14 protein-coding genes are annotated in these 12,366 nt (G+C 72.5%); 9 read left to right on the top strand and 5 right to left on the bottom strand.

From position 1 onward, the window contains the following. The first annotated feature begins 122 nt into the window (after nucleotides 1-122). Nucleotides 123-2,123, top strand: a complete 2,001-nt coding sequence (locus tag MKD51_RS11270) for an NAD(P)-binding protein (protein ID WP_240240398.1) — start codon at nucleotides 123-125, stop codon at nucleotides 2,121-2,123. Between the two features lie 83 nt (nucleotides 2,124-2,206). Further along, nucleotides 2,207-2,632 carry a VOC family protein gene (locus tag MKD51_RS11265; protein WP_240240397.1) on the top strand — a complete coding sequence of 142 codons (426 nt, stop codon included), beginning with the start codon at nucleotides 2,207-2,209 and terminating at the stop codon, nucleotides 2,630-2,632. A 58-nt stretch (nucleotides 2,633-2,690) separates the two neighbouring features. Here MKD51_RS11265 and MKD51_RS11260 read toward each other — a convergent pair whose 3' ends face one another. The 3 genes from MKD51_RS11260 to MKD51_RS11250 form a co-directional block, all read right to left on the bottom strand. Further along, nucleotides 2,691-2,828: a hypothetical protein gene (locus tag MKD51_RS11260; RefSeq protein ID WP_240240396.1), complete on the bottom strand. Its 138-nt coding sequence runs from the start codon at nucleotides 2,826-2,828 to the stop codon at nucleotides 2,691-2,693. Nucleotides 2,829-2,900: 72 nt separating this feature from the next. Further along, on the bottom strand, nucleotides 2,901-3,320 hold the full coding sequence (locus MKD51_RS11255; RefSeq protein ID WP_240240395.1) for an arsenate reductase ArsC: 420 nt from the start codon (nucleotides 3,318-3,320) through the stop codon (nucleotides 2,901-2,903). Between the two features lie 29 nt (nucleotides 3,321-3,349). Further along, nucleotides 3,350-4,348: a metalloregulator ArsR/SmtB family transcription factor gene (locus tag MKD51_RS11250; RefSeq protein ID WP_240240394.1), complete on the bottom strand. Its 999-nt coding sequence runs from the start codon at nucleotides 4,346-4,348 to the stop codon at nucleotides 3,350-3,352. 222 nt (nucleotides 4,349-4,570) lie between these two features. On the opposite strand from MKD51_RS11250, the gene MKD51_RS11245 reads away from it, so the two are divergent. The 3 genes from MKD51_RS11245 (at nucleotide 4,571) to MKD51_RS11235 (ending at nucleotide 8,650) form a co-directional block, all read left to right on the top strand. Then, nucleotides 4,571-6,307 carry an HNH endonuclease signature motif containing protein gene (locus MKD51_RS11245; RefSeq protein ID WP_240240393.1) on the top strand — a complete coding sequence of 579 codons (1,737 nt, stop codon included), beginning with the start codon at nucleotides 4,571-4,573 and terminating at the stop codon, nucleotides 6,305-6,307. 94 nt (nucleotides 6,308-6,401) lie between these two features. Further along, the gene (locus MKD51_RS11240) at nucleotides 6,402-7,580 is read left to right on the top strand and encodes an acetyl-CoA C-acyltransferase (RefSeq protein WP_240240392.1); all 1,179 of its coding nucleotides are present in this window, start codon (nucleotides 6,402-6,404) and stop codon (nucleotides 7,578-7,580) included. 74 nt (nucleotides 7,581-7,654) lie between these two features. After that, nucleotides 7,655-8,650 carry an LLM class flavin-dependent oxidoreductase gene (locus tag MKD51_RS11235; protein ID WP_240240391.1) on the top strand — a complete coding sequence of 332 codons (996 nt, stop codon included), beginning with the start codon at nucleotides 7,655-7,657 and terminating at the stop codon, nucleotides 8,648-8,650. On the opposite strand, the gene MKD51_RS11230 is transcribed toward MKD51_RS11235, so the two are convergent. Together MKD51_RS11230 and MKD51_RS11225 are read right to left on the bottom strand one after the other, a co-directional pair. Beyond that, complete coding sequence (locus MKD51_RS11230; RefSeq protein WP_240240390.1) at nucleotides 8,640-9,362, bottom strand: gamma-glutamyl-gamma-aminobutyrate hydrolase family protein; 723 nt, start codon at nucleotides 9,360-9,362, stop codon at nucleotides 8,640-8,642. The two genes, MKD51_RS11235 and MKD51_RS11230, sit on opposite strands and share 11 nt — an antisense overlap. Beyond that, nucleotides 9,359-9,988, bottom strand: coding sequence for a DNA-3-methyladenine glycosylase I (locus MKD51_RS11225; RefSeq protein WP_277603939.1), 630 nt, complete (start codon nucleotides 9,986-9,988; stop codon nucleotides 9,359-9,361). Before MKD51_RS11225 ends, MKD51_RS11230 begins: the two co-directional genes overlap by 4 nt. A gap of 55 nt (nucleotides 9,989-10,043) precedes the next feature. Here MKD51_RS11225 and MKD51_RS11220 point away from each other — a divergent pair, with 55 nt between their 5' ends. From MKD51_RS11220 to MKD51_RS11205, 4 genes are all read left to right on the top strand, one after another. Next, a complete protein-coding gene (locus MKD51_RS11220) occupies nucleotides 10,044-10,772 on the top strand; it encodes an AzlC family ABC transporter permease (protein WP_240240389.1) in 729 nt (242 codons plus the stop codon). Then, nucleotides 10,769-11,083 carry an AzlD domain-containing protein gene (locus tag MKD51_RS11215; RefSeq protein WP_240240388.1) on the top strand — a complete coding sequence of 105 codons (315 nt, stop codon included), beginning with the start codon at nucleotides 10,769-10,771 and terminating at the stop codon, nucleotides 11,081-11,083. Before MKD51_RS11220 ends, MKD51_RS11215 begins: the two co-directional genes overlap by 4 nt. Before the next feature lie 145 nt (nucleotides 11,084-11,228). Beyond that, entirely contained in the window at nucleotides 11,229-11,669 is a 441-nt protein-coding gene (locus MKD51_RS11210; RefSeq protein ID WP_277603938.1) for an FHA domain-containing protein, read from the top strand. After that, nucleotides 11,666-12,349 carry a MerR family transcriptional regulator gene (locus MKD51_RS11205; RefSeq protein ID WP_240240387.1) on the top strand — a complete coding sequence of 228 codons (684 nt, stop codon included), beginning with the start codon at nucleotides 11,666-11,668 and terminating at the stop codon, nucleotides 12,347-12,349. The genes MKD51_RS11210 and MKD51_RS11205 overlap by 4 nt, the downstream gene beginning before the upstream one ends. Nucleotides 12,350-12,366 lie beyond the last annotated feature (17 nt).

Raw genomic sequence — 12,366 nt, 5'->3', positions numbered from 1 at the left:
GGATGTCCTCGCAATCGTGCGTGAAGTGCATGTTCATGGTAAGGGACATCCCGGCCTCCGCCTAGACCGACGGGCCGAGATCCCCCGCACGAGGGCGAGCGACGTCCTGCCAGGATCGTCGTGTGAGCCTCCTCGCCCAGCCGCTGCGCATCGGCACCTTCGAGTCGCCCAACCGCATCATGCAGGCAGCGCACTCCAAGCAGTACTCGGATCGCGTCGAGTCCGACCGCGAGACCGCCTACTTCGTGCGCAGGGCGCGGGGCTCCGGTGTCCGGGGTGCGGAGCCTGCTGGCGGCTGCGGGCTCTTCGTGGCAGGCAACCACCTCGTGCATCCGAGCGCCTCGACTCGCGGCTTCGAGGATGCCTGGCGCCCCGAGGCCGTGGATGCCAACCGCCGCATGACCGACGCGATCCACGAAGCCGGCTCCCGCGTGCTCGTGCAGCTCAACCATCACGGTGCGCAGGCCTCGCCGGAGGGGCCAGACGGACCGCGCCCCGTCTTCGCGCCCAGCCGCATCCTCTCGCCCTCCACCGGCGTCGCGACCCGCGAGGCGAGCGAGCGCGACATCGCGGGCTTCGTCGAGGCGTGGGCCGACGCGGCCGAGCGCTCGAGGCTCGGCGGCTTCGACGGCGTCGAGATCCACATGGCGCACGGCTACCTGCTGCACCAGTTCCTCAGCCCGCTCTACAACCGGCGGGCGGATGCCTACGGTGGCGACCTCGAGGGCAGGACGCGGTTTCCGCGCGAGGTGCTGCGCGCCGTGCGCGAGCGGGTCGGCGACGACTTCACCGTCGGCATCCGCATCGTGGTGAACGAGCACAACGATGCGGGTCTCGACGCGGCGGCCTGTCGCGAGATCGTGGCGGCGCTGCGCGAGGAGGCCCGTGTCGACTTCCTCGACACGGCGGCGGGCGGCTATCACGACGTGCACTGGGTGTTCCCATCGTCGGCGATGCCGGTCGCGTGGCTGCGCGAGGACGTCGCAGCGCTCAAGAGCGCGCATCCCGACATCCCGGTGTTCGGCGTCGGTGCCGCGACGAGCGTCGAGGCGGCCGAGGAGGTGCTCACGAGCGGCATCGCCGACATGGTGGCGCTGACGCGCGGGCAGCTCGCGGACCCCGACCTGGCCGCCAAGCTCCTGACCGGCGCGACCGACGGCATCCGGCACTGCATCCGTCTGAACCAGGGCTGCCTCGGGCGCGGCAGCCAGGGGCTCGCCGTCTCCTGCACGGTGAACCCGGAGGCTGGTCGCGAGCTCGAGCCCGCCCCGCGGCGCGCAGCGCTGCCAGGGCGATGGACGGTGGTGGGCGGGGGACCGGCGGGCCTGCGCGCGGCGCTCGACCTCGCGCTGCTCGGGCACGCGGTGACGCTCCTCGAGCGCGAGGAGCGGCTCGGCGGGCAGCTGCTGCGTGCCGCGTCGGTGCCGGGGCGCGACTCGGTCGCGCTGCTGCTCGCCGACCTCGAGCGCGATGCGCGTGCTGCGGGGGTCGAGCTCCGGCTCGGCGAACCGGCCACGCTCGCGGCGATCAGGGCGACCGAGCCAGACGGCGTCGTGCTGGCCACGGGGGCCATCGCGCCGGGGGCGACCGGGCTGGCGATCGACGGCGCGTTCGACGGCGAGCGGCCGACGATGGTCGACGCCTGGACGGCCATGGACGACCCCACGAGCCTGGGCCCACGCATCCTGGTGGTCGACGATGATGGCACCGCCTACGCTTCCGGCGTGCTGCTGCGCCTCGCCGCTGCCGGAGTGCGCCTGCGGGTCGTGACGCCCTTCGAGCAGCTGCTGCCGCACGTCGGCACCGGCTACGAGCGCCAGCTGGTGCTGCGCACGCTCGCGCGCGGCGACTTCTCCCGCATCACGAGCGCGCGCCTGCGGGTGCGCGGCGACGCGGTCGTGGCGGTCGATGCGCTGACGGGGGAGGAGGCCCTGCTCGAGACGCCCTCGGCGATCGTCGCGCTCACGCCCAGAGAGTCGGTGCGGCTCGAGGGGCGCACCGCCGAGGCGCTCGAGGGCGTGCTGGGCATCCCCGTCACTGCCATCGGCGATGCGCTCTCACCCAGGGGCATCGATGCGGCGATCGCCGAGGCCTGGCAGCTCGCACGCAGCACAGCGGAGTGATCGCCGGGTGCCCTCTGGCGAGCGCGCCGCCGCTGCGCCATGCTGGCCCCGAGCGGTCGGGCGGCCGCCGAGAGGAGCCGACCATGGCAACGGTGCTGAACCCCTACCTGGCCTTCGAGCGCGAGGCGCGCGAGGCGATGAACTTCTACCACGGCGTCTTCGGCGGCGATCTCGTGCTCAGCACCTTCAGCGAGGGCGGCATGCAACACGAGCCGGGCGACGCCGACCTCGTCATGCACGCGCAGCTGACGACGGCCGACGGCCACACCCTCATGGCGAGCGACACCCCGCCATCGATGGATGCCCCGAAGCGCGGCCAGCAGGTCTCGGTCTCCGGCGACGACGCGCAGCTGCTGACGCGCTATTGGGAGGGCCTCGGCGACGGCGCGCAGATCATCGAGCCGCTCGCGCGGGCGCCGTGGGGCGATGAGTTCGGCATGCTCGTCGACCGCTGGGGCGTCACCTGGATGGTGAGCATCTCGGCGCAGACCGGTCCGGCGGCGTCGTAGCACCGAGCGCGCCCCGCGTCGATCGACGCGGGGCGCGGGGGCTCAGCACCTGACGGGCTCAGCGACCGTCGTCGGGAGGATCGGCGGGGCCGCCGGAGGCAGTGTCCTCCTCGGTCTCCGGATCGTGCATCGACGACGCCTTCGACGGCATCTCCGTGGCCTCGGGCTGCTCGTGGTCCTGCTCGCGCTCATCCATCGGACATCTCCTCACTCTCTGGGCTTCCGTTGTACCCCGATCGCGCTCGAAGCGCGACCCGCGGCATCGCGGTCAGCGCACCGCAGCGATGTCGAGCGAGGTGAGGAGCCCGCGGATGCGCTGCTCGATGTCGTCACGGATCGGCCGCACGGCGTCGATGCCCTGACCGGCAGGATCCTCGAGCTCCCAATCCTCATAGCGCTTGCCGGGGAAGACCGGGCAGGCATCCCCGCAGCCCATCGTGATGACGACGTCGGACTCCCGCACCGCATCCGTCGTCAGCACCTTCGGCACCTCTGCCGTGATGTCGATGCCGACCTCGCGCATGGCCTCGACGGCGGTGGGGTTGATCTGCTCGGCAGGCATCGAGCCCGCGGAGCGCACCTCGACGGCGCCGCCGGAGAGCTCGCGCAGGAAGCCCGCGGCCATCTGCGATCGGCCCGCGTTGTGCACGCACACGAACAGGGCGCTGGGGGTCTGGGTGTCGGTCATGGTCGTCCTCACTGTCGGGGCGGATGCGGTCAGGCTGTGGGGGAGAGCTCGGCGAGCAGGTGCTCCACCCGTCGCGCGAGGTCGTCGCGGATCGCGCGCACGCCTGCGGGGGAGGCGAGCGCGGGATCGCCGACCTGCCAATCCTCGTAGCGGACGCCGGGGATGATCGGGCAGACGTCGCCGCAGCCCATCGTGATCACGACGTCGGCGGCGCGCACGGCGTCGTCGGTGAGCGGCTTGGGGAAGGGGTCGCCGTCGACACCGAGCTCGTCGATGAGCGCCCGCACCTCGGGGTGGACGTCGGCGGCGGGCATCGAGCCGGCGGAGCGGGCGACCACGCGACCACCGGAGCGCTGCTCGACGAGCGCGGCGGCGAGCTGCGAGCGGCCGGCATTCTGCACGCACACGAAGAGCACGTGCGGCACGCCTGCGGTGCGATCGTGCAGCACGTCTGCGATGCGCTGCTGCGCGAAGCGCTCGGCGAGGACGAGCAGGTGCGAGTGCACGGTCGAGGCTCTGGCGAGGCCGGCGTGCGACTCCCGCACGATCCGCAGCACGGCGTCGCCGGAGAGGTCGGGGGTCGCCTCGGCGAGGCGCGCGGCGAGGCGCGAGAGCTTGGCGTCGACCTCGACTGGCTGGCGGTCGCCCTGCCCCGGATGCCAGGACGGCCGCTCGTCGGCGTGCAGCGCTGCCCGGAGCCCATCGACGAGCGCGGTCGCGACGGGGCGCATGGCCGGCTCGAGTCGGTAGTACACCCAGGTGCCGCGGCGCTCGGAGGTGAGCACGCCCGCGTCGCGCAGCACCTTGAGGTGGTGCGAGACGGTCGGCTGCGAGACGTCGGCGAGCGCGGCGAGGTCGCACGCGCAGGCCTCGCCTGCTGCCGAGCTCGCGATGAGCGAGAGCATGCGCAGTCGCAGCGGGTCGGCGAGCGCCTTGACCGCGACGGCCATCGACTCGGCGGACGCCTGGTCGATCGCGCTCGCGGCGTCGACGCGGTCGCAAGGTGTGCTGGTCTGGGTGATCGTCATGGGTGTCTCGCCTTTGTATCGATTGCTCACTATATTGATGGATCTCGATGCAACATGCAAGTGATGTCGCTGCGCGAGGCACGGCAGGAGTGCACTGCCTGTTCTCCACAGGTGGCGGCAGCGAGCGACGGCGTGTTGGCGCCTTCCCCTACGCTGTCGAACACACATTCGATCGAACGTGGGTGGGCTCACCTGGCTTGGTCGAAGCCGAGGGAGTCGACGGTGACGAGGATCGAGCAGGCAGCAGCAGCGGTGCTGGCCGCGCGCGCCATGTTCGCCGACGCCGACGCGCTCGCTCGTGCTCCGCGCGATGAGATCGTCGAGCTGCTGGCGCGCACGGCCGAGCTGGCTCGCATCGTGGATGCGCAGCGGGTGCGGCTGGCTGGTGCGATCGCCGAGCGATCATCGGGGCCGGCCGAAGAGGCGCTGTGCCGGCGGCTCGGGCAGCGCAGCGCGAAGGAGACGGTCGCGAGCGCCTTCGGCCTCCGTGCTGGCGAGGCGCAGGCGCTGCTGGCGCTTGCCGCTGCCACGAGCGCGGCGATCGGTCTCACGGGCGGTGACATCGCCGTGAAGTATCCGCGGGTCGCCGCGGCGCTCGATGACGGCGACATCTCGCTCGGGCAGGCCCGCGCGATCGTGCAGCACCTCGAGCCGGCGGCGCCGCGCGCCGATCTCGACCAGCTCGGCTGGGCCGAAGACCAGCTGGTGACCGCGGCGACCGACCCTGACTGGCCGCTCGGGCCCGAGCTGTTGATCACGCAGGCACGCGCCTACGTGGCTGTGCTGGATCCCGATGGGGTGCTGCCGAACGCCGAGCGGCAGCGGGCGATGCGGTCGCTGCGACTGCGGCGGCGTGCAGACGGGATGTGGCTGCTCGAGATGCTCTGCACGCCCGAATCGGGCTCCGCGATCAAGACCCTGCTGGATGCGTACACCTCGCCGCGCGTGACGGTCGCGTTCCGCGACGACGGCGTCGATGACACCGGTGGCGATGCCGGTGACGGCCGCCACCCGGATGCGAACGGCCAGCCTGAGGCCGAGGATCTCGGCATCGTCGACGACCGCACACCCGAGCAGAAGCGGCACGACGTGCTCCTCGCCCTCGTGCAGGCGCACGCCGCCTCCGGCGAGGCACCCGTCGCAGGCGGCGAGCCGCCCACGCTCCTGTTCACCGGCACGATCGAGGCGTACGACGCCTACCTGCACGGCCTCGAGCATCCCGACCGGTCCCTCACCGTCCAGCACACCGGCAGCCTGGTGCCGGTCGAGACGATCGACCGACTGCTGTGCCACGCGTTCGTGCAGAAGGTGGTGCTCGACGAGCACGGCCACCCGCTGCAGCTGGGCCGTGCCGAACGGCTCTTCAGCCGTGCTCAGAAGCGCGCCCTCGCCGCCCGCGACGGCGGCTGTGCCACGCCCGACTGCGGCATGCCGGTCGCCTGGACCGAGGCGCACCACGTGCAGCCGTGGGAGCACGGCGGCCGCACCGACGTCGACAACGGCATCCTGCTCTGCAGCCACTGCCACCACGAGGTCCACGCCGGACGCCTGCGCATCCTCCACGCCAGCGACAGGCCCGGCCACTGGCGCGTGGTGCCAGAGCTGCGACCCGCCGACCGCTACGCGAGGGCAGGCCGCACCGGTCCGAGTCTCGCGTCCGCCACGGTGTCGTCCAGGGTCGGCGGGCCGACCGGCACCCTCGCCGCGGCCGCGGGCACGACGCTCGCCGTCACGCTGCCCGATCGGCATCCCTCGCTGCCCGATCCGTACCACAGGCTGTCCGATCCGCACCACAGGCTGTCCGATCCGCGTCCCACACCGGCAGTGCGGCCACCGCGCCGACGCGCTCGCGGCGTCGAAGCGCGGCTGCAGCACCGGGTTCGCGCACGACGCGAGCCCGCACGACGGATGGCGTCCATCGACCTGCTGCCGATGCCGCGCATCGTGCTGCGCAGATGATCGGCAGCGGCATGCATCGAGCGTCGGGCCACCGCGTCGCGCTCGGCTGCGCGAGTACCCTGGTGGCTGACCTCAACTGCGAAGGAGCAGCACCATGCCCGAGACGATCATCGCCGGCTACGCCCGCACGCCGTTCGCCAAGTTCCTCGGCCAGCTGGCGCAGACGCCCTCGACCGAGCTCGGCGCGCACGCCGCGAAGCACGCGCTCGAGAAGGCCGGGGTCGCGCCAGCAGAGGTCGACGCCGTGGTCGTCGGCCAGGTGCTGCAGGCCACGGTCGGCCAGAACCCGCCGCGACAGACCGCGGTCGGCGCAGGCATCCCGATGACGGTGCCGGCGCTGGGCGTCAACGCCGTCTGCCTCTCCGGCACCGAGGCGATCGTCGCCGGCCACCGCATGATCCAGCTCGGCGAGGCCGACGTGGTCGTGGCGGTCGGCCAGGAGTCCATGACGCTCGCGCCGCACGCCGCGCCCATGCGCGCCGGCAGCAAGTTCGGCGACCTGGGACTGACCGACACGATGCAGTTCGACGGGCTGACGGATGCGTTCGACCGTGTCGCGATGGGCGAGTCGACCGACGGCTACAACGCGACGTACGAGGTGACGCGCGAGCAGCAGGACCAGCTCGCCGCCGCGTCGCACGCGCGCCTCGTGCGCGCCCAGGGTGACGGCACCCTCGACGGCGAGATCGTGCCGATCGAGGCCAAGGCCGGCCGCAAGACCGTGACGGTCGCGGCCGACGACGGCGTGCGCGCCGAGACGACGGCGGAGTCGCTCGCGGGCCTCCGCCCCGCGTTCACGAAGGACGGCACGGTCACCGCAGGCAACGCATCCCAGATTACCGACGGCGCCGCCGCTGTCGTGCTCGTCTCGGACGCCTATGCCGCCGAGCACGGCATCGTCGGCCTCGCGAAGATCCTGGCGACCGGCTTCGTCGCGGGCGAGGACGTCTCGTTGCACTCGCAGCCGGCGGACGCCATCGAGCAGGCGCTCGAGCGCGCAGGCCTCGCGACGAGCGAGCTGCAGGCTGTCGAGATCAACGAGGCCTTCGCCGCCGTCGGCGTGGCCTCGACGCGCCAGCTGGGCGTCGACCCCGAGATCGTGAACGCGAACGGCGGCGCGATCGCCATGGGCCACCCGATCGGTGCCTCCGGCCTGCGCATCGTCGGCCACCTCGCGCGCCGCCTGCAGCAGCTGGGGTCCGGCTCGATCGGCGCCAGCGGCATCTGCGGCGGCGGTGGCCAGGGCTCGGCGATCGTGCTCGAGGCGATCTGACCCATTCGCAGCGGGGCATTTCGCCGAAAGCGGACCGCCCGGCGACACGCACCCGCCCGGCCTAGGCTGGACGGGTGCGTCTCTCTGTGCTGGATCTTGCCCCTATCAATCCCGGAGAGACGGCGGGCCAGAGCCTCGCGGGCTCCGTCGACCTGGCGCAGGCCGCAGAGCGGCTCGGCTTCGCTCGCGTCTGGTACGCCGAGCATCACAACATGGCGACCATCGCCTCCAGCGCCACGAGCGTGCTCATCGCACACGTCGCCGCGCACACGAAGACCATTCGGCTCGGTGCCGGCGGCGTCATGCTGCCCAACCACTCGCCGCTCGTGATCGCCGAGCAGTTCGGCACGCTCGCCGAGCTGCACCCGGGCCGCATCGATCTCGGGCTCGGCCGCGCCCCCGGCACCGACCAGCGCACCTGGGCGGCCCTGCGCCGCGACATCCGCGCCTCGGAGCAGTTCCCGCAGGACGTGGTGGAGCTGCGCGGCTACCTGGCCGGCGAGTCGGTCGTGCCGGGCATCAAGGCGGTGCCGGGGCACGGCACGAAGGTGCCGCTGACGATCCTGGGCTCCTCGCTCTTCGGCGCGCAGCTCGCCGCCGCGCTCGGCCTGCCCTACGCCTTCGCCTCGCACTTCGCGCCCGACGCCCTGCATCAGGCGGTCGCGGTCTACCGCGAGCGGTTCGAGCCGAGCGAGCAGCTCGCAGAGCCCTTCGTGATCGCAGGCATCAACGCCGTCGTCGCCGAGACCCGCGAGCAGGCGATGACGATGCAGCGCGCCGTCATCCGCTCCCGAGTGCGCGGCATCCTGCTGCGCGACAGCCCGATCGCGCAGAACGTCGGCGACGACGAGCTCGACGCGCTCGCCAACAGCCCGCAGGCCGCACCCGTCATGAAGATGGTGCAGAACACGGCGCTCGGCACCGGCGAGGAGGCCGTTGCGACGCTGCGCCGCTTCCAGATCGAGGCCGATGCCGACGAGCTCATCATGGCCGTGCACGGCGAGACGGCCGAGCGCGTGCGCGCGCTCGAGCTGCTCGAGGGTGCTGGCGCGCTGGCCGTCAGCGCGTGAGGCCGTAGCGCTCGGCGAACCGGGCGAGGACGGTCTGCGGATGCGTGACGTGCGCCGCGCGTCCGGCTGCCACGAGGTCGTCGACCTCCTCGGGCGAGAAGTAGCCGTGATCGCGGTAGACGCGGATGCGCTGCTCGAGGCCGTCGGCGTCGAGCTCCGGATGGAACTGGGTGCCGACGACGTGCTCGCCGACGCGCATCATGTGCACGCAGGTGGCCGAGACGGCGAGCGTCGTCGCACCCTCCGGAGCCTCGGCGATGCCCTCCTTGTGGCCGCCGAACGCGGTGAATGCGCGGGGGAGTCCGTCGGTGAGCCAGTCGTGGCCGACCAGGCTGAGCTCGACGGGCGCGACCGACTCGGCGATCCCGCGCACCATGCGGCCGCCGAGCGCGTGCACGAGCGCACCGAGCCCCAGGCACGCACCCAGATAGGGCACGTCGTCACGGATGACGTCGCGCGCCAGCGCGGTGAGCCAGGCGACGGTCGCGGCGTGCGTCGGCGGGCGGCCATGCTCGTCGCTGAAGTTCGCGGGACCGCCACCCACGAGGATGCCGTCGACGTCGCGCAGGTCGACGGAGGGCTGCTCGCGGTCGAGGCGCACGCGGCGGATGCGGGCGGCATCGAGGGCGCCGAAGCGCAGCATCGCCTCGAGCTCGGCGTCGGCGACCTCGTCCTCAGGCCGTGACTGCACGATCAGGATCTGCCTCGTCATCCGCTCACTCCTCCTGCATCGGCCACCCTGCTGCCGTCGGCAGCCCACACGCCGCTCGAGCCGCGACGATGCGAGCCCAGCAGGTGCGTGTCGACGATGCCGACCGCCTCCATGAGCGCGAACATCGTCGTCGGCCCGACGTGCGCGAAGCCGCGGCGCTTCAGCTCCTTCGAGAGCGCGATCGACTCCCGCGACTGCGTCGGCACGTCGGCATGGCTCGCAGGCAGCGGCGTGACATCGGGCTGGAACGACCAGATGAGCGCCGGCAGTCCCTCTGCCTCACGCAGCGCGACGGTGGCGCGGGCGTTCTGGATGGTGGCGTCGATCTTGCGCCGGTTGCGCACGATGCCCGCGTCGGCCATCAGCCTGGCCTTGTCGTCCTCGTCGAGGCGAGCCACCGCATCCGCCTCGAACCCCGCGAAGGCCTCGCGGAACGCCGGGCGCTTGCGCAGGATCGTGGCCCACGACAGCCCCGACTGGAATGCCTCGAGCGAGAGCCGCTCGAACAGCCCCGTCTCGTCCCGCACGGGCATGCCCCACTCGCGGTCGTAGTAGTCGCGCAGCATCGGGTCGCTCGCGGCCCATGCGGGGCGTGCGAGGCCGTCGTCGCCGACTGAGAGCTGCATGCGCTCCAGGCTAGCCGCGTGGGCGCCGCCGCCGGGCCGCGCATAGTCTGGATCGGTGCAGAGGGATGCGGTGGGTCGCGCCTGGCGGGAGGGCATCTCCGTCGCCGTGGCGACGAGCGCGTACGGGCTCTCCTTCGGCGCGCTCTCGATCGCGAGCGGCCTCGACCTCTGGCAGACGATGGTGCTGAGCGCGCTGATGTTCTCCGGCGGCTCGCAGTTCGCGTTCATCGGGGTCATCGCCTCCGGCGGCGGCTTCGCCGGCGTCGCGAGCGCTGCGATGCTCGGCCTGCGCAACGGCCTCTACGGCATGAGCATGCGCCGCGTGCTGCAGCCCAGGCTCGCGATGGTGCCGCTCACCGCGCACGTGACGATCGACGAGTCGACAGCGGTCGCGCTCGCGCAGACGGAGCCCAGGGCGCAGCGCGTCGGCTTCTGGGTCACGGGCGTCGGCATCTACCTGGGCTGGAACCTCGCGACCTTCGCCGGTGCGATGCTCGGCGACCTGCTGGGGGATCCGAAGCAGTGGGGGCTGGATGCGGCTGCCGCGGCAGCGTTCGTCGGCCTGCTGTGGCCGCGGCTCAAGGCCCGCCAGGCGATCGCCGTCGCGGCGGCGAGCGCGGTGCTCGCCGCCGCGCTGCTGCCGGTGCTGGCCGCGGGCATGCCCGTCATCGTCGCCGCGGTCGTCGGCATCGTCGTGGGCCTCACCAACTGGTTCGGCCCGCGCCATGAGTCGCGCCTGCCTGACCCCGGCGGCCCCGCTCACCGGGAAGGACAGCACTCGTGACCCTCTGGCACCTCGTCCTGCTGGCATCCATCGCGGTGCTCGCCATCAAGCTCGTCGGCTACGCCGTGCCGCAGCGGCTGTTCGAGCGCCCGCGCCCGCGGCGCGTGCTCGAGCTGCTCACCGTCTCGCTGCTCGCGGGGCTCGTCGCCGTGCAGACGCTCGGGGGCGGCGAGGGGCTCCTGCTCGACGCGCGCATCCCTGCGGTGCTCGTCGCAGCCGGCCTGTTCGCGGTCCGCGCTCCCTTCATCGTGGCGGTGATCGCGGCCGCTGCGGTGGCCGCGCTGCTGCGTCAGTTCGCCGGCTTCGCGTGAACGTCGCACGGGGCTCGCGCATTCGCTAGGGTGGGCGTCTCAGGCGGCGTCAGCCTGCCGCTCGGTCCAGGCTCGAGCACAGGCTCCGTCGCTATGCTGATCGTTCTGCCGGCACCTGCCGGCACCATTCGCGTGGAGGATGCGCATGACCGAGCACGACGCCGTCGGCGACAGCACGCAGTCGTGGGGTGACGACTACCGCGCGCAGCTCGCCGCGATGATCGAGGGCACCTCGGCCGAAGACCGCGATGCGGTCGCCTCGCTGCCGTCGGGCTCTGCCATCCTCGTCGTCCGGCGCGGTCCGAACGTGGGCGCGCGCTTCCTGCTCGACCAGGACTCCACGATCGCCGGCCGCCACCCCGACGCCGACATCTTCCTCGATGACGTCACCGTCTCCCGCCGGCACGCGGAGTTCGCGCGCAGCGGCACCGCGTTCGAGCTGCGCGACCTCGGCTCGCTCAACGGCACGTACCACAACGGTGAGCGCGTGGACTCGGTTGCGCTGCGCGACGGCGCAGAGGTGCAGGTGGGCAAGTTCCGCCTCACCTTCTACCGCTCCCGTCTCGACCTCGAGCCCCGGGCGTGAGCGCGCAAGCCGCGAGGAAGCCGGCAGGGCTCCTCTCGATCGGCCAGGTGCTGGCGAAGCTCGGACCAGAGTTCCCGGACCTGTCGCCGTCGAAGCTGCGCTTCCTCGAGGATCAGGGCCTCATCTCACCGCAGCGCACCGCGAGCGGCTACCGCAAGTTCGACACCGCTGACCTTGAGCGGCTCCGCTACATCCTCACGCTGCAGCGTGACCACTACCTGCCGCTCAAGGTCATCCTCGGCCATCTCGACGACATCGACGCGGGCCGCACGCCGCAGATCCCCGGCGCCAACGTGCGCGTCGAGGCGCCGTCGATCCTCGGCGCAGAGCGCAGGCTCTCGCGCGCAGAGCTGCAGGCCGAGACCGGCGCCTCCAAGCAGCTGCTCGCCGATGCGATCTCCGCGCAGCTCGTGCCCGGCAGCGAGCCGTTCGGCGAGTCGGCCGTGCAGTCGCTCAAGGCGCTTGTAGAGCTGCAGCGCTTCGGCATCGAGCCGCGTCACCTGCGCGGCATGCGCCAGTCCGCGCAGCGTGAGGCGGCGCTCATCGAGTCGGCGCTCAAGCCCATGCGCGGCCGCCGTGAGACCGGGAGCCAGGCGAAGGCGGCAGAGGCCGCACGCGATCTCGCGAGCCAGATCCAGTCGGTTCGCGAGCTGCTCACGCGCGACGCGCTCGGCGCCTGAGGCCTGGCGCGTCCCTG

It is taken from the genome of Agrococcus sp. ARC_14, from assembly GCF_022436485.1.
Classification (GTDB): Bacteria; Actinomycetota; Actinomycetes; order Actinomycetales; family Microbacteriaceae; genus Agrococcus.
This window is presented reverse-complemented; position numbering and strand designations above follow the sequence as displayed.